Source organism: Actinosynnema sp. CS-041913 (assembly GCF_050942485.1).
In the GTDB taxonomy this organism is placed as follows: domain Bacteria; phylum Actinomycetota; class Actinomycetes; order Mycobacteriales; family Pseudonocardiaceae; genus Actinosynnema.
Genome location: NZ_CP192037.1, coordinates 8860454 through 8876139 on the forward strand (window position 1 = coordinate 8860454; position 15686 = coordinate 8876139).

15 protein-coding genes are annotated in these 15686 nt (G+C 71.5%); 8 read left to right on the forward strand and 7 right to left on the reverse strand.

Annotated features, from left to right (window positions below):
* Positions 1 to 2 precede the first annotated feature (2 nt).
* The 4 genes from ACQPZF_RS40060 to ACQPZF_RS40075 all read right to left on the reverse strand — a co-directional run bounded on the left by ACQPZF_RS40060 (position 3) and on the right by ACQPZF_RS40075 (position 2115).
* Positions 3 to 662 carry an alpha/beta fold hydrolase gene (locus ACQPZF_RS40060; RefSeq protein ID WP_433266157.1) on the reverse strand — a complete coding sequence of 220 codons (660 nt, stop codon included), beginning with the start codon at positions 660 to 662 and terminating at the stop codon, positions 3 to 5.
* The gene (locus ACQPZF_RS40065; protein ID WP_433274932.1) at positions 659 to 928 is read right to left on the reverse strand and encodes a DUF2516 family protein; all 270 of its coding nucleotides are present in this window, start codon (positions 926 to 928) and stop codon (positions 659 to 661) included. The genes ACQPZF_RS40060 and ACQPZF_RS40065 overlap by 4 nt, the downstream gene beginning before the upstream one ends.
* A gap of 132 nt (positions 929 to 1060) precedes the next feature.
* Complete coding sequence (locus ACQPZF_RS40070; protein WP_433266160.1) at positions 1061 to 1726, reverse strand: hypothetical protein; 666 nt, start codon at positions 1724 to 1726, stop codon at positions 1061 to 1063.
* A gap of 5 nt (positions 1727 to 1731) precedes the next feature.
* Positions 1732 to 2115, reverse strand: coding sequence for a helix-turn-helix domain-containing protein (locus ACQPZF_RS40075; RefSeq protein ID WP_433266162.1), 384 nt, complete (start codon positions 2113 to 2115; stop codon positions 1732 to 1734).
* Positions 2116 to 2226: 111 nt separating this feature from the next.
* Between ACQPZF_RS40075 and ACQPZF_RS40080 the strand changes: the two genes are divergently transcribed.
* Positions 2227 to 3348, forward strand: a complete 1122-nt coding sequence (locus ACQPZF_RS40080) for a methyltransferase domain-containing protein (protein WP_433266163.1) — start codon at positions 2227 to 2229, stop codon at positions 3346 to 3348.
* A 339-nt stretch (positions 3349 to 3687) separates the two neighbouring features.
* Here ACQPZF_RS40080 and ACQPZF_RS40085 read toward each other — a convergent pair whose 3' ends face one another.
* Positions 3688 to 4062 (reverse strand): zf-TFIIB domain-containing protein, encoded by a 375-nt coding sequence (locus ACQPZF_RS40085; protein ID WP_433266165.1) that lies wholly within the window; start codon positions 4060 to 4062, stop codon positions 3688 to 3690.
* A gap of 55 nt (positions 4063 to 4117) precedes the next feature.
* Here ACQPZF_RS40085 and ACQPZF_RS40090 point away from each other — a divergent pair, with 55 nt between their 5' ends.
* Entirely contained in the window at positions 4118 to 6043 is a 1926-nt protein-coding gene (locus ACQPZF_RS40090) for an NACHT domain-containing protein (protein ID WP_433266167.1), read from the forward strand.
* On the opposite strand, the gene ACQPZF_RS40095 is transcribed toward ACQPZF_RS40090, so the two are convergent.
* The gene (locus ACQPZF_RS40095) at positions 6032 to 7204 is read right to left on the reverse strand and encodes a pyridoxal phosphate-dependent aminotransferase (RefSeq protein WP_433266169.1); all 1173 of its coding nucleotides are present in this window, start codon (positions 7202 to 7204) and stop codon (positions 6032 to 6034) included. The genes ACQPZF_RS40090 and ACQPZF_RS40095 overlap by 12 nt on opposite strands.
* A gap of 80 nt (positions 7205 to 7284) precedes the next feature.
* On the opposite strand from ACQPZF_RS40095, the gene ACQPZF_RS40100 reads away from it, so the two are divergent.
* Complete coding sequence (locus tag ACQPZF_RS40100) at positions 7285 to 8490, forward strand: DUF445 domain-containing protein (protein ID WP_433274934.1); 1206 nt, start codon at positions 7285 to 7287, stop codon at positions 8488 to 8490.
* 23 nt (positions 8491 to 8513) lie between these two features.
* Here ACQPZF_RS40100 and ACQPZF_RS40105 read toward each other — a convergent pair whose 3' ends face one another.
* Positions 8514 to 9050 (reverse strand): CGNR zinc finger domain-containing protein, encoded by a 537-nt coding sequence (locus ACQPZF_RS40105; protein ID WP_433266171.1) that lies wholly within the window; start codon positions 9048 to 9050, stop codon positions 8514 to 8516.
* Positions 9051 to 9190: 140 nt separating this feature from the next.
* On the opposite strand from ACQPZF_RS40105, the gene ACQPZF_RS40110 reads away from it, so the two are divergent.
* From ACQPZF_RS40110 to ACQPZF_RS40130, 5 genes are all read left to right on the forward strand, one after another.
* Positions 9191 to 9724 (forward strand): PadR family transcriptional regulator, encoded by a 534-nt coding sequence (locus tag ACQPZF_RS40110; RefSeq protein WP_433266173.1) that lies wholly within the window; start codon positions 9191 to 9193, stop codon positions 9722 to 9724.
* Positions 9721 to 10398, forward strand: a complete 678-nt coding sequence (locus ACQPZF_RS40115) for an ABC transporter ATP-binding protein (RefSeq protein WP_433266175.1) — start codon at positions 9721 to 9723, stop codon at positions 10396 to 10398. Before ACQPZF_RS40110 ends, ACQPZF_RS40115 begins: the two co-directional genes overlap by 4 nt.
* Complete coding sequence (locus ACQPZF_RS40120) at positions 10395 to 10706, forward strand: hypothetical protein (RefSeq protein ID WP_433266177.1); 312 nt, start codon at positions 10395 to 10397, stop codon at positions 10704 to 10706. The genes ACQPZF_RS40115 and ACQPZF_RS40120 overlap by 4 nt, the downstream gene beginning before the upstream one ends.
* Positions 10703 to 13012, forward strand: coding sequence for an FtsX-like permease family protein (locus ACQPZF_RS40125; RefSeq protein ID WP_433266179.1), 2310 nt, complete (start codon positions 10703 to 10705; stop codon positions 13010 to 13012). Before ACQPZF_RS40120 ends, ACQPZF_RS40125 begins: the two co-directional genes overlap by 4 nt.
* A gap of 424 nt (positions 13013 to 13436) precedes the next feature.
* Complete coding sequence (locus ACQPZF_RS40130; protein WP_433266181.1) at positions 13437 to 15641, forward strand: ABC transporter permease; 2205 nt, start codon at positions 13437 to 13439, stop codon at positions 15639 to 15641.
* Positions 15642 to 15686 lie beyond the last annotated feature (45 nt).

The window sequence follows — 15686 nt, forward strand, 5'->3', positions numbered from 1 at the left end:
GGCTACCCGCGCAGGAAATCGCCCAACCACCCGCGGACGTCACCCCGATGGGTCAACCACGAGGGCACCAGTTCCAGCCGACCGTCCGGGAACGCGGCGGCGGTGGCCTTGGCGACGTCCTCGGGGTGCAGCGGGTCCTCCGTCGCGCCGACGACCAGCACCGGGATCCGCACCGCGTGCAGCAGCGAGCGGTCGGGGACGGCGGTCTGGCCGGGCAGTTCGGCCAGCGCCCGGTCGAGCCTGCGGAACGCCTGGCGCCGTTCCGCCAGGTACTCGGGCGGCCCGCCGATGACGGTGATCGCGTACTCGCGGGCGAGCGGCCTGCGTGGTTCGTCCAGCACGGCGGGCAGCAGGAGCGCGACCTTCTCGAACGCGTCCGGCTCGTCGGCCAGCAGGGAGAGCAGCGCGCCCGAGGTCAGGGACACGCCGATCGCCCGGGTCGCGCCCACTTCACGGGCGACCGCGCGCAGGTCGGCGGCGATGCGCCGGTAGGTCCAGTACCCCGCCGGCGCGTCCGGGGCGTCGCCGTGCGACGGGAGGGTGACCACGACTTTCGTGCCGGGCAGGCCGGACGTGGGCAGGCGCGCCTCACCGGGCGTCGCGCCCAGCCCGTGCCCGACCAGGGTGACCGGCGCACCGGAGCCGTAGCTCCGGTAGGTCACCACCGCGGGCCGCGCTGGACCTCGATCAGCCGCGGGCGGACGTCGACCATGTACACCATCACCGCGACCAGCCCGGCCAGCCAGAACATCGCGCCGGGGCCGGAGAGGTTGAACAGCAGCAACGCGAACGTGCCGCCGCCGGTGATGCCGAGCCACGCCGGCTTGGTCAGGCGCTCCGCCGCGGTGTAGGCGTCCGCCCGTTGCGACACGGCGTGCGCGAACGCGAAGACGCCCAGGATCAGCCCGGCGTAGTACGCCAGGAACATGATCCACAAGTCGAGAAAGATCAGGTCCGGGGGCGGAAACGAGAAGAACACACCCCCAGACTACGTGCGCACGGTGCCCCGGGGATAGCCGGAACGGGGCGCCCCCTGTCGGGACGCCCCGTGACCGGGCGCTCACTTGGTGGTGTCGCCGGGCTTCTTCACCGGGGTGGACCGGGTGGTGGCCGGCTTGCGCGCGGGAGTCGTGGAGCGCGCGGACGCGGTGCGGTTCGCGGCCTTGCGCGTGGTGCTGCGCACCTCGTGCGCGACGTCGTCACCGGTCTCGGCGACGGCCTCGGCGAGCTTCCCGCCGGCCTCGTCCACCTCGTGGGCGACCTTCTCGCCGGTCGAACGGGTGCGGCGGCTCACCTTGCCGAGCACGTCGTCGGCGATCTCGCGGGCGTCGCTCGCGGCGGCCTCGGTGCGCTTCTGCGCGGTCTCGACGGCTTCCTCGACCTGGTGCAGGGCCTTCTGGACCTGCGGCTGGGCCTTCAGCTTGTCCAGCGCCTCCTGGCCGTGCTCGGCCAGGAACTGGTACAGGTTCAGCGCGGACTGCGTGTACGCGTCCACGACCTTGCGCAGCTCGGCCGGGTCGAACTTCTCGCGGAGGTCCTTGAGGTCGGCCGACTCGGCGGCGGTCCGCGCGGCCTCGGCGCGCTCCTTGGCCTTGCTCAGCGCGTCGACCACGGCCTTCGCGGCCAGGTCGCCGGCGCCCAGGGCGGCCAGCAGCGGCGTGCGCGCGGCGGCGACGGCCTGCTCGCCCGCCTTGCGCAGCTCCTCGGTGGTGGGCAGGTTCGGCATGGAGATCACTCCTCGGACTTGGGTTGGTTGGCGGCGTTCTCCCGCCGGAACGACTCGTAGACGTCGAGCAGCACCTGCTTCTGCCGCTCCGTCAGGTCCGGGGCGGTGACGATGGCGTCCGCCAGCGCGCCGCCTTCGCGCTGCTCCAGGATCCCGGCCTCGACGTACAGCGCCTCCGCCGAGATCCGCAGCCCCTTGGCGATCTGCTGCAGGATTTCGGCGCTGGGTTTGCGCAGGCCCCGCTCGATCTGGCTGAGGTAAGGGTTGGACACCCCGGCGAGCTTCGCCAGTTGGCGCAGCGAGATCTTCGCGGTGCTGCGCTGCTGGCGGATGTACTCGCCGATGTCGCGGCCGAGATCGACGACCGCCTTGTCGATGGACTTGTCCAACTCGCGGCACCTCCTCGGTCCGCCTTCGACGGTACGCGCGAGTGCTAGCTCCTGCAAGCGCTCAGCTAGCAACCCGGACGTGCGCTCGCCCACAGCGCTACGGTGAGGCTCGTGGACGTCGCCGCCAAGCTGCGCCAAGAGCTGGTCGACACGCTGCGCACCACCGGCGTGCTCGCCGACCAGCGGTGGGTCGCGGCGTTTCGCGAGGTCCCGCGCCATGCGTTCCTGCCGGGTTTCTTCGTGCAGGGCGAGGACGGGCGGTGGGAGCCGATCACGTCCGCGCACCCGGACCACCTGTCGCTGGCCTACCGGAACCAGGTGTGCGTGACCCAGTTGAACGGGACGGACGCGGCTTGGGAGCAAGCACTCGCGGGCGGTCCGGTGACCGGGGTGCCCACCAGCTCGTCCAGCATGCCCACGATCATGGCGATCATGCTGGCGGCGCTGGACGTCTCACGCGGGCAGACGGTGCTGGAGATCGGCACCGGGACGGGCTACAACGCGGCCCTGCTCAGCACCGTTCTCGGGGGTTCGGCGGTCACCTCGATCGACGTCGATCCCGGGGTTCACGCGCGTGCTTCGGCTTTGCTGCGGGAGGCCGGGTACGACCCGGTCTGCGTGGCCGGGGATGGTGAGTCCGGGTACGCGGCTCGTGCTCCGTATTCGCGGATCCTGGGCACTTGTGCGGTGTCGCGGGTGCCTGCTGCCTGGTTGGAGCAGGTCTCTACGGACGGGTTGATCGTCACCACCTTCAACCGGGCCATCGGGGCCGGGTTGGTCCGGCTCCGGGTGCGGGACGGGGTCGCCGTCGGGCGGGTGATGTCGGAGGACGGCCGGTTCATGCCTCTTCGGGCGCACAGTCAGCGGTGGGCCGATGCTGCTTTGTTGCACGCTTCGTCGGCTTCTCCTCTTTCCACTCGGACTACTTTGCTGCCTGCTCGGGCGGTGCTCGATCCGGGTTCCGGGTTCGAGTTCTTCGCCGGGTTGGTGTTGTCCGGGGTGGTGGTGGGGACCGATCCCCTTCGGTTGGTTCACCCTGATGGGTCTTGGGTTCGGCATCGGGGGGCGGTGGTGGACCAGGGTGGGGCTCGTGAGTTGTGGACGTTGGCCGAGTCGGCTTATCGGGAGTGGCGGGCGCTTGGTCGGCCTCGTCGGCAGCACTTCACGTTCACGGCTACGGCTTCTGCCCAGTACTTCGCGTTGGACGGCACGTCCTTGACTTGGCCTCTTTGAGCACTTGCGGGCCCAGTTCGGGCGTCGCTCGCCCCGGATCGGGTCGAAGTGCGTCAAGCGTGCTCGCTGGTTCGTGACGAAGAGCGCGCTCGCCGCTGGGCTGGCCGCCAAGGATGATCACAAAAGCAGGACTCGGGCGTCGTGTCATCCCCGTATGGCCTGGTCAAAGACCACCACCCTTGTCCAGGGAGCGCAAGCGAAGAGCGTGCTTGCACTCCCTGGACAAGCGCGGTTCCCTGCGGGCAGGCCATACGGGGATGACACGCAGCCCAGCTCGGGGTGTGCGCTGCGCGCGGCGTGTGCCGGCTTGGCCGCTGTCCCTGTGGTGATCGGCGTGTGTTAGTCGAGCAGTTCTTCCAGGAAGCTTCGTCGCCGGCGTTGGCCGTACTGGTTGTGGTCGTAGTAGCCGCCCGGGTAGGCCGGTGGTGGCGGGCCTGGCACGGTGCCCGGCGGGGGCTGGTAGGGCGGTGGGGCGCCGGTCGGGGCAGGTGGTGGGGCGGGTGGCGGTGCGGTGGTGGTGGCGCCGCCGCCCGGGTATGGCGGTGGTGGGGTGGCGTAGTGTTCGCGCTCGGCTGCGACGATCTGTTCCAGTTCGCCGCCGTCCAGGAACACACCCTTGCAGTTGTCGCACTGCTCGATGTGGACGGCTCCGCGCGTGATGGTGCGCATCAGGTCCTGGCACTTGGGGCAGATCACATACCCGAGGGTACGCACGACACAAGGGTGACCGTGTCACCACCTGGAGTGACAGGTGGGTCATTATGCCCTCGTGTCCGGATTTCGTCAGCGCGCCGTGCTTGTGGGGTGTGTCCTGGCCGCCCTGCTCGCGGCGGCCGGGTTGTTCGTCACCGACTACGGCATCGAGCCCGACCTCTGGTTGTCCGGGCTCGCGGTCGGGTTCTTGGCGTTTCTCGCTGTTGTCGACCCCTGGTTGCATCGGCGGCGGGCTGCCGGTCTTGCCACCGACGACAACCTCGATGCCGCCACGCGGGCGCTTGCCGTCGCCCTGCACGCCCAGTGGACGGAGGAGTGTCGTGCCCGTGGGCTGGGTGAGGAGATCCTCGACCTGCACTGGAGTTCGCTGAACGGGCGTCCTGGGCGCAGTGACGCCGTGGTCGGCGCGTTCGAGCGGCAGCCTCGGCTGGTGTTCCTCGGTGAGGCCGGCGCGGGGAAGAGCACCATTGCCATGTTGCTCACCATCGGGTTGCTGGATCGGTACCAGGGTGGGCCGGTGCCCCTGCTGCTCTCACTGTCCACTTGGGATCCCGAGGCCGAGGACGTCCGCACCTGGATGACCCGCCGGCTCTACGAGGAGCACCCCGCGCTGCGCAACACCGAGCTGTACGGCAGCTACGCCGGTGACCTGCTGGTCGAGCAGCGCCTCGTGCTCCCGATCCTGGACGGGCTCGACCGGATTCCCGCCGCCAAGCGGGTCGAGGCGCTCAGCCGGATCAACCGGGCTTTCCCCTCGTCCGCGCCGTTGGTGCTGACCAGTCGGGTGGATGAGTTCTTCGAGGCCGGCGTCGCCGTCGCGGGTGCGGACGTCGTCCAGTTGCACCCGCTGGACCACGAGGAGATCGCGGGCTACCTGCGCGCGCACGCCGACCCCGTGACGGCTGCCCGCTGGGAGCCGATCTTCCTCCACCTGCGCGCCGAGCCGGACGGGCGGCTGGCCGACGCGCTCGCCACGCCACTCGCCGTGTGGCTGGCCGGGGTCGTCTACGCGTACGGCGAGCCCAGCGAGCTGCTCGACCGCGGTCGGTTCCCCGATCGGCAGTCGATCGAGGACCACTTGGTCGACACGCTGGTCTCGGGCGCGTTCGGGGATCGTGCCGTGGCCCACCAGGCTCGGGCCAGTCAGGTGTGGCCACGGGACAAGGCCACCAGGTGGCTGACGTTCCTCGCGCACGAGATGCGGTCTCGCGAGATCACCGATCTGGCCTGGTGGGAGTTGCGGCGGTCGGTCGGCAAGCGGTGGTTGGCCGTGTTGGGCGCGGTGGTGCTCGGGTCGATCGGCGGGCTCGGGGTCGGGTGGCTGATGGCTTACGCGAGCACGCCGAAATTCGCGCCGGTCACGGGTCTCGTCGCCGGTGTCGCGGTGGCGGTGGCCGCGCTCTTCGCCTCTCGGGATCGGGAGCCGAAGCCGCGGTTGGGTGTCTGGCGCAGTCTCGTGGTCGTCAGCGGTGTGCTCGGGACGGCGATCGGGCTTGTCTTCGGTGCTCTGTACGGGCTCTCCGCGGGTCTGGTGGTCGGGTTGGGGCTGGGCGTCGCCGTGGCACTGCGGTTCGCGTTGAGCAGCAGTGCCGAGTTGACCCACCCGTCCAGTCCGAAGTGGACCATGGCGCGGGACCGGATCGCCGTGTGGACGGGTTCGCTCGTGCTCGCCGTGGTGTTCGGGGCGGCTGCCGGGCTGGTGTTCGGGCCCAACCAGACCGGCATGGTGGGGTTGGGGCTGGCCTGTGGGCTGATGCTCGGGTTCACGTTGTCCGTGCTGCACCTGCGGTGGTGGTGGTTCACCGTCGCACGGGTCTGGCTGGCGTTCAGGGGCAAGCTACCGTGGGAGTTGATGGTGTTCCTGGACGACGCCCGCAAGCTCGGCGTGTTGCGGCAAACAGGCGCCTGCTACCAGTTCCGGCACGCGCTCGTGCAGGAGCGGCTCGCGGGCGCCCGGACCTCCGTGCGGTCAGGCGCCTAGCTTGCGCAGCCGGCGGATCGCCTCGTCCAGGACCTCGTCCTTCTTGCAGAACGCGAACCGCACCAGGTGCTGCCACCGGTCCGGGTGATCGGTGAACACCTGGACCGGCACGCCCGCCACGCCGATGCGTTCCGGCAGCTCACGGCACAGTTGCGCGCCGTCCGTGAAGCCGAGTGGGCGGACGTCGGCGGTGATGAAGTACGTGCCTTCGCTCGGGCGCACGGCGAAACCGGCCTCGGTGAGGCCCGCGGCGAGTCGGGAGCGCTTGTTCTGCAACGACGTCCGCAGCTCCTCCACCCAGGGCAGCTCGTTGCGCAGCGCGTGCGCCACAGCGGGCTGGAACGGCGCGCCGCCCACGAAGGTCAGGAACTGCTTGGCGGCCCGGACCGCGCCCACCAGCTCGGCGGGCGCGCACACCCAGCCGATCTTCCAGCCCGTGCAGTTGAACGTCTTGCCCGCGCCCGAGATGGTGACCGTGCGCTCGGCCATGCCCGGCAGGGTCGCCAGCGGGACGTGCTCCCGACCGTCGAACACCAGGTGCTCGTAGACCTCGTCGGTGATCGCGATCACGTCGTGCCGGACGCACAGCCGGGCGACTTCCGCCAGCTCGGCGCGGTCGAGCACGGTGCCGGTGGGGTTGTGCGGCGTGTTGAGCAGGATGGCCTTGGTCCGCGGGCCGACGGCGTCGCGGAGCGCCTGGACGTCCAGGCCCAGCCGGCCCGTGCCGGGTTCCTCCACCAGGCCGACGGTGCGGCGGGTCGCGCCCGCCAGCGCCACGGAGGCCGCGTACGAGTCGTAGTACGGCTCGATCAGCACGACCTCGTCACCCGGCTCCACCAGCGCCAGGAGGGACGCCGCGATGGCTTCCGTCGCGCCGACCGTGACCAGGATCTCGGTGTCCGGGTCGTAGTCGGTCCCGAACCGCGTGCGGTGTTCGGCGATCGCCTGGCGCAGCACCGGCATGCCGGTGCCGGGCGGGTACTGGTTGAGGCCGCCGTCGATGGAGTCCTTGGCCACCGCGAGCATCCCGGCCGGGCCGTCGGTGTCCGGGAAGCCCTGCCCGAGGTTCACCGCCCCGGTGCGGTTCGCCAACGCGGTCATCTCCGCGAAGATCGTCGAGGTGAACGGCCGCATCCTGGTGACTAGCGCTGGTTCCCGCACAAGTCCGAATCTTCACGGACAATGAGGTGGTGGAGCAACTGACGGCCGCCGACCAGCTCAAGCGCACCGGCCTGCGCCGGATGAAACTCGTCGCCACGGGCTTCTTCCTGGCCGCGACGGCGATCTTCATCGTCGCGCTGCTGTTCGAGGAGGGCGGCCCGGCGTGGGTCGGCTACCTGCGGGCGGCGGCCGAGGCGGGCATGGTCGGCGCGCTGGCCGACTGGTTCGCCGTGACGGCGCTCTTCCGCAGGCCGCTGGGGCTGCCGATCCCGCACACCGCGATCATCCCGAGCCGCAAGGACACGTTCGGGGACGCGCTGGGGTCGTTCGTCGGCACCAACTTCCTGTCCGAGGACGTGGTGCGGGACAAGCTGCGGCGGGTCGGGGTGGCGCAGCGGGTCGGCGTGTGGCTGGCCGAGCCGGATCACGCCGAACGGGTGACATCGGAGCTGGCGAACGTGGTCAAGGGCGCCATCACGGTGCTTCGGGATGACGACGTGCAGGCCATCGTGGAGCAGGCGGTGGTGCGGCGGCTGACCGACCAGCCGTGGGGCCCGCCGCTGGGCAGGCTGCTCGGCCAGGTGCTCACCGACGGCGCGCACCACAAGCTCGTGGACCTGATGTGCGACCGGGCCTACGACTGGGTGCGGGACAACCACGACAAGATCATCGGGCTGGTCACCGAACGCTCGCCGGTGTGGTCGCCGAAGTTCATGGACTCGCTGCTCGGCGACAAGGTCTACACCGAGCTGCTGAACTTCGCGTGGGCGGTGAAGACCGACGTCAACCACCCGATGCGGCAGGCGGTGGACCACTTCCTGATCTCGTTCTCGACCGACCTCCAGCACGACCCGGCCACCATGCACCGGGCCGACGCGGTGAAGCAGCAGGTCATCGACCACCCCGACGTGCAGCGCCTGATCGGGTCCGCGTGGGGCACGGCCAAGGGCATGCTGCTCACCGCCGCCGAGGACCCGTCCTCCGAGCTGCGCAAACGCATGCGGGAGGGCTTGCTGTCGTTCGGGCGGCGGCTGGTGTCCGACGAGTCCATGCGGGCGAAGGTCGACGGGTGGCTCGAAGGCGCGGCCGGGCACGTCGTCGGCAACTACCGCGACGAGATCACCACGCTGATCACCGACACCGTCGAGCGCTGGGACGCCGAGGAGACCTCGCGCAAGATCGAGCTGCAGGTCGGCCGCGACCTGCAGTTCATCCGCATCAACGGCACGGTGGTGGGCGCCCTGGCGGGCCTGGTGATCTACACGATCGGGCAGCTTGTGGTCTGAGGCGCCGGACCGCCCGGGAGCGCTCAGGACACGCTGAGCGCGCGCCGTTCCCGGAAGTTGCGTGCCTTCTCGCGGTTCCCGCACACCTGCATCGAGCACCACATGCGCGAGCGGTTCCGGGAACGGTCGAAGAACGCCCACAGGCAGCCGTCCGCCTGGCAGATCTTGAACCGCTCCCACGACCCGAGCACCGCCAGCCGGGCCGCCGCGCCCAGCACCGCGCCGAGGGCGTCGTCGCTGGACATCGTGGGCACACCGTGGCTGAGGTCGACCCGGATCAGCCCCGCGGTGTGGGTGGGGTCGGGGCCGTCGTGCCGTTCACCCAGCGAAGCCCGCAGCGAGGTGCGGACGGCACGGGCCTCTGCCAGGTCGCCGACGTCGCCTAGGCCGCGTTCGGTGACCCACGCGCGCCAGGCGGCGGCGTTGTCGAGGACGTCCGTGCCGAGTTCGAGATCTCGGGTGTTCAGGAAAGCGAGCAGCAGCTCCACATCGTGTTCCGCATCGCCGGCTCGACTCTGCGCAAAAGTCGCGTGGTCCCAGCCGGCCGCCAGACCAGTCACACCTCCACTGTAGGCGTCGGCGCGTCGCGATGTGGCGAAGTAACCGTCAAGTCACTTTCGCTGGTTAAGCCATTGCCCGTTCGGGCGACCGCCGATCAGGCTATGAACCCTATGTATACCTTGTGTGTATAGTCGCGGACATGTCGATCGGACACACCCTGCTGGGCCTGCTGGAGAAGGGCCCTCGGCACGGATACGACCTGAAGAAGGCCTACGACGAGCGCTTCGGCCAAGACCGGCCGCTGCACTACGGGCAGGTCTACACAACGCTGTCCCGGCTGCTGCGCAATGGTCTCGTCGAGGAGGCCGGGGTGGAGTCCGGTGACGGTCCGGAGCGCAAGCGGTACGCGATCACGGACGCGGGCGTGACGGACGTGGAGTCGTGGCTGGGCACACCGGAGAAACCGGAGCCCTACCTGCAGAACACGCTGTACGCGAAGGTCGTGCTGGCCCTGCTGTCCGGTCGCAGCGCCGACGACGTGCTGGACGTGCAGCGGTCCGCGCACCTGCACACCATGCGCGAGCTGACCAGGCGGAAGGCCGCCGGCGACCTGGCCGACCAGTTGATCTGCGACCACGCCCTGTTCCACCTGGAGGCCGATCTGCGCTGGTTGGAGCTGACCGCCGCCCGCTTGGGGCAGCTCTCCGCGCAGCTTTCGGAGGTGCACCGGTGAGCGCCCTGTTGGAGGCCGTGGACCTGCGCAAGTCGTTCGGCCCGACGCCCGCGCTGGACGGCGCGGGGCTGAGCGTGCACGCGGGCGAGGTGGTGGCCGTGATGGGCCCGTCGGGCTCGGGCAAGTCGACCCTGCTGCACTGCCTGGCCGGGATCCTGACCCCGGATTCGGGCGTGGTGCGGTACCGGGACGCCGAGCTGAGCGCGATGGGCGACGGCGAGCGCAGCGAGCTGCGGCGCACCGATTTCGGCTTCGTGTTCCAGTTCGGCCAGCTCGTGCCCGAGCTGAGCTGCCTGGAGAACGTGGCCCTGCCGCTGAGGTTGGGCGGCATGAAGCGCCGGGAGGCCGAGTCCCGCGCCAACGGCTGGCTGGAGCGGCTGGAGGTGTCGGACGTGGCGGACAAGCGGCCCGGCGAGACGTCCGGCGGCCAGGGCCAGCGGGTGGCGGTGGCACGCGCCCTGGTGACGGGCCCTCGGGTGATCTTCGCCGACGAGCCGACCGGCGCCCTGGACTCCCTCAACGGCGAACGCGTGATGCAACTGCTCACCACCGCCGCGAAGGAGACCAACGCCGCCGTCGTCCTGGTGACCCACGAGGCACGCGTGGCGGCGTACTCCGACCGCGAGGTCGTGGTCCGCGACGGCCGGTCCAGGGAAGTGGAGCCCGTCGCATGACCCGCCTGTCCGCCTTCCTCACCAGCGTGGCGCACCGAGTCCGCCTCACCGTGGCCCAGCACGCCACCCGGCAGCCCGCGCAGGCCTCGCCGAAGCACACCCGGCTCGCTCCGGCGACGCTGGAGCACCGGACTTCGCCGCACCACCCGCTGCTCGACTCCACCCCGCCGAACGACACCCGGCCCCGGCTCCGGCCAGCGCTCCGCAGCGTGCCGTCCGGACCGGAGGTCGAGCGCCGCCCCGCCCGCCGCAAGGCATCGGCCGCCCGCGCCGCCGCCCGTCCGCACGGCCCGGAGCGGGTCCGATGAGGCGCTGGCTGTCCGACTTGGCCTTGGGCGTCCGGCTCGCGCTGGGCGGCGGTCGCACGTCGTGGGTCCGGCTCGCGCTGACCGGCGCGGGCATCGGCATCGGGGTGGCGGTGCTGCTCACGGCGTCCTCGGTCCCGACGATGCAGTCCGAGCGGGCCGAGCGCAGCGCCGCCGCCGACGGTGTGCGCGGCGAGCCCCCGGCGGGCGCGGACGTCCTGTACACCAAGGACTGGATGACCGAGTTCCACGGTCGGTCGATCTCCGGCGACTTCGTCGTCGGGAGCGGGCCGGGAGCGCCCGTGCCGCCGGGCGTGTCGAGGGTGCCCGGCGACGGCGAGATCGTCGTCTCGCCCGCGCTCGCGTCCTTGCTCGACTCACCGCAGGGCGAACTGCTGCGCGAGCGCTTCCCCCAGCGGCGGATCGGCCTGATCACGCAGCAAGGCCTGCAAGCGCCGCACGACCTGCTCTTCGTCGCCGGCGACGCGAGCGTCGAACGAGCCGCGAAGCGGGCCGTCCTCTCGTTCGGCGGCGCGGTGCGCGAGCGGCAGCTCGACCCGTTGCTGACGCTGCTGGTCATGGTCGGGGTGGTCGCGCTGCTGTTCCCCGTCCTGGTCTTCGTGGGCATCAGCACGCGGCTGGCCGGCAGCGAGCGCGACCGGCGGCTGGCGGCGCTGCGGCTGGTCGGCGCGGGCGCGCAGCGGGTGCGCCGGATCGCGGCGGGCGAGGCGTTGCTCGGCGCGGTGACGGGGTTGGCCGTCGGCGCGGTGCTGTTCCTGGTCACCCGGCAGTTCGTGGAGCGGGTGGAGCTGATGGGCATCAGCGTGTTCGTCAGCGACCTGACGCCGTCGCTGCCGTTGGCGGTGCTGATCGCCGTGCTGGTGCCGGTGTTGGCGGTGGTGACGTCGATAGTCGCCATGCGCCGCACGGTGATCGAGCCGCTGGGTGTGGTGCGCCGCGCCAAACCGGTCCGCCGGGTGCTGTGGTGGCGGACCGTGCCGATCTTCATCGGCACGGTGGCCCTGGTCAGCCAGTCGGGCGCGTTGGGCGACACGCGGAACAACGCGTCGGAGCCGATCGTGATCGGCGGCATCCTCATGCTGCTGCTGAGCATCCCGCTGCTGCTGCCGTGGGTCGTGGAGCGCGCGGTGGGCAGGCTGCGCGGCGGTGCGCCGTCGTGGCAGTTGGCGATCCGCCGGCTTCAGTTGGAGAGCGGCACGGCGGCCCGCGTGGTCGGCGGGGTGGCGGTCGTCCTGGCCGGCGGCATCGCCCTCCAGTCGGTGCTGGCCAGCGCGGAGACCGAGATCATCGACCGTCCGATCCCCGAGGCCGACCGGGGGTTGATGGTGGTGAGCCTGAACGACTCGACCGCCGGGCTGCCCGACCGGGCCATCGGTCTGCTGGAGCGTTCGGTGGGCGTCGAACGCGTCCACCCGCTGTCGTACATCCAGTTCAAGGTCGGCGAGAAGAACACCTACTCGGCGACCGTGGCCGGGTGCGAAGCCCTGAAGACCATGGCGAGCCTGCCGAGCTGCCAAGACGGCGACGCGTTCTACGTCGGCAGCGGCATCCCGTCCAGCGACCCCCATGAGGAGAAGATCGAGCCGGGAACCCGGGTGACCTTGACCCAGGGCTATGGCGAGGAGGAGGTGGTCGGTCCACAGTGGACCATCCCGGCCTACCGCCAGGCCGACCCGCCGGCGGGGGTCCACGACAACTCCGATCGGGGCCTGCTGCTCACGCCGGGAGCGCTGAAGGGCGTTGACGCGCCGCTGCGCAACACCACGATCCACGTGCGGATCGACCCGGCCACGGCGGACACCGCCGAGCAGGTGCGCAACGCGATCGCACCGCTGGCCTGGCGCACCTACTCGTACCACTACGGCCAAACCGACCTGAGCGAACGCATCCAGCAGTTCCAGAGCATCCGGCAGGGCCTGCTGGCCGGCTCCCTGCTCACCCTGCTGCTGGCGGGCGGCAGCCTGCTGGTCCTGGCGCTGGAACAGGTGCGGGAACGCCGGCGCCCGCTGGCGGTGCTGGCCGCGAGCGGCGTGCCGAGGGGAACCCTGAGCCGGTCGCTGCTCTGGCAGAACGCCGTGCCGCTGCTGTTGGCCCTGGCGGTGGCCATCGCCGTGGGCAGCGGCCTGGCCGTGCTGCTGCTGGACATCATCTCCCAGCCGATCGTCCTCGACTGGCCGGGCATGGCCGTGCTCAGCACAGCCTCCGCCATCCTGGTCGTGGTCGTGACGGCGTTGACCCTCCCGTCGGTGCGGAGGGCGACCGGAGCGTTGGGACTGCGCTCGGAATGATCCCCACCCCAGCACGCGCCGCCGCCCACGCCGCCCTCACGGGCGGCGGCGCAGGCCACCCCGCCGACCATCGGGAAGGCCTCTTAGCCACTCCCGGCCGCCGTGCCGCCGACCACAGCCCGCTTTCCACCGCAACCGGCAGACCGGGCGGGCCCGGCAGGGCCGCCCGGTCTGCCGAGGCCGGCAGTCCAGGCAACCGCAGACACGGCGATCACAGAACGAGCGGTCACGGGCTCGGCGATCACAGACTCGGCGACTTACTCGTCAACCCGGTGGCCGGGGCAGACCACGAAAACACCGCCTGCGGCGTCTTTAAAGGTGTGGACCGCGATCGTTCCTCACCCCCATGCTCCCTCCGTGCCGCCTCACCTCAAGCGACACGGAGGGTGGAAGCCGAAGCCCGTCGTGATCGGGGTGGGCTCCGGTGAAGTCGAGGTGGGTCGCCGACCTGGTCCTCGGGGTCCGACTGGCTGTCGGGGGCAGCCGGACCTCGTGGGCCAGGTTGGCGCTGACCGCCGCCGGCGTCGGCCTGGGTGTGGTCGTGCTGCTCCTCGCCGCCTCCATCGGCCCGGCGCGGGAAGCCAAGTCCGAACGGGTCCAGGCCGCCGCGCTGAACCTGACCAAGGAGACCGGTCCGCTCCGCGCCCGGGAAGTGGTGGTGTCCTGGCAAGGCCGCCACATCGTCGGCGTCGAACTCGCCGCCACCGGAGCCGACAGGCCCGCCCCACCCGGGGTCGGCAGGCTGCCCCAGCCCGGCGAGGTGGTGGTGTCGCCCGAGCTGCTGCACCTCATCGAGACCGACGACGCGGTGCGGGCCCGGTTCCCGGAACGGGTCATCGGGGTCATCGCGGACGTCGGGCTGCCCAGGCCCAAGTCCCTGCTGTTCTACGCGGGCCTGTCGGACGCCCACCACGCCGGCGCGCACCCGGCCGCCGGCTTCGGGGTCGACCACCGGGGTTCGACGCTGCTGCCCGCCTACCGCCTGCTCATGGTCGCGGCGATCGGCGCGTTGCTGGTCCCGCTCGGGATCTTCGTGCTGGTCGCCACCCGGCTCGGCGCGACCGGGCGCGATCAGCGGCTGGCCGCGATCCGGCTGGTCGGGGCGAGCCGGGCGCAGGTCCGGTGGATCGCGAGCGGTGAGACGCTGACCGGGGCGGTGCTCGGGCTGTCGGTCGGGGTCGCGTTGTTCTTCGCCGCACGGCCGCTGGCGCGGTTCATCGAGGTCGAGGGGGTCGGGTTCTTCCCGACCGACCTGCTGCCCGATCCGCTGCTGGGCGCGGTGATCGCGGTCGGCGTCCCGGTGGTCGCGGTGGTGTCGGCGCTGGTGGCGCTGCGCACGGTCGACATCGGGCCGTTGGGGCTGGTCAAGGCCGTCGACGCGCCGGTGCGCCGGTGGTGGTGGCGGTTCGCGCTGGTCGGCGTGGGCGCGCTGGTGCTGGTGGTGATCGCGGCGGTCGGCAGCTTCTGGCGGGTCATGGCGGACTCGACCATGGCGGTCGCGCTCGGGGCGGGGATCGGGCTGGTGCTCGCCGGCACCGGTGCGGTGCTGCCGTGGCTGGTCGGGCGGGTGGCCGAGCGGCTGCACCCGGAGCAGGTCGCGCCGATGCTCGCGGTGCGCGGGCTGCGGTCCGACTCGGGGATGCCGCGCGTGCTGTCCGGCGTGGTCGTGGTGCTGACCGGGTCGCTGACGTTGCAGATCCTGCTCGGCGTGGCGGCGCAGTTCACCGCCGAGTCGGCGCACGGCGCCAGGTCCGCGGCGGACCGGTGGGTGCTGGACCTGTCCGAGCACACGCCCGTCCGGTCGCTGGAGGAGGCGATCGCGCTGGTCGGCGGCGTGCGGCGGGTCAGCGAGGTGCGGACGTACGTGCCGCGCGGCCAAGCGGCGGTGCAACTGGTGGCCACGGACTGCGCGGAGATCAGGGCCCGGCTCAGGGTGCACGACTGCGTGCCCGGCTCCGCGTACCGGACCTTCGCCGGCGTCGGTGTCCCCCCGGCCGGCACGCGGCTGACCATCGACGGGCACACCTGGCAGGTGCCGCGATACCGAGTCGTGCCGGGCAATGCTCCCGGCCTGTACGTGGCGAGCGGCAGCGACCCGGTGCTGGGCGCCGTCCCGCCGGCCGAGCTGGTGGTGGTCGGCGATCCGGACAAGGCGTTCGGCGACAGCCTGCTCGCCGCGACCGGCCGGGTCGACCGGGGCGTGGTGCTGCGGTCGACGTTCCGGGCCGGGCAGGTGGAGCTGTTCACGTCCCTGCGCAGCGGCGTGATCGGCGGCTCCGTGCTGCTCACCCTGCTCGCCGTGGTAGGCCTCGCCGCCGCCGCCGTCGACCAGGTGTGGGAACGCCGCCGCCACACGGCCGTCCTCACCGCGAACGGCGTCCCGCACCGCATCCTCGCCGCGGCGGCGCTGTGGCAGTCGGCGATACCCACCGCGCTCGGCATCGCGCTCGCCATCCCGACCGGTCTCGGCACGGCGTGGCTGGTCGTGCCGGCGGAACGCTTCCGCGTCGACTGGACGGAACTGGCCACCACCGTCGCGACCGCCGCCGTCGTGGTGCTGGTCGTGTCGCTGTGCACACTGCCCGCCCTGCGGCACGCGATCCGCCCGGACAGCCTCCGGACCGAATAACCCGGCATTCGCGCCGACAGCCGAATAGCACTGGTGGACGCGCAG

Bases quoted from the DNA above. Each gene is read 5' to 3' on its own strand.
- ACQPZF_RS40065 (WP_433274932.1), bottom strand. From the start codon at position 928: ATGTTCCTGGCGTACTACGCCGGGCTGATCCTGGGCGTCTTCGCGTTC.
- ACQPZF_RS40070 (WP_433266160.1), bottom strand. From the start codon at position 1,726: ATGCCGAACCTGCCCACCACCGAGGAGCTGCGCAAGGCGGGCGAGCAG.
- ACQPZF_RS40100 (WP_433274934.1), top strand. From the start codon at position 7,285: ATGAAACTCGTCGCCACGGGCTTCTTCCTGGCCGCGACGGCGATCTTC.
- ACQPZF_RS40110 (WP_433266173.1), top strand. From the start codon at position 9,191: ATGTCGATCGGACACACCCTGCTGGGCCTGCTGGAGAAGGGCCCTCGG.
- ACQPZF_RS40120 (WP_433266177.1), top strand. From the start codon at position 10,395: ATGACCCGCCTGTCCGCCTTCCTCACCAGCGTGGCGCACCGAGTCCGC.
- ACQPZF_RS40125 (WP_433266179.1), top strand. From the start codon at position 10,703: ATGAGGCGCTGGCTGTCCGACTTGGCCTTGGGCGTCCGGCTCGCGCTG.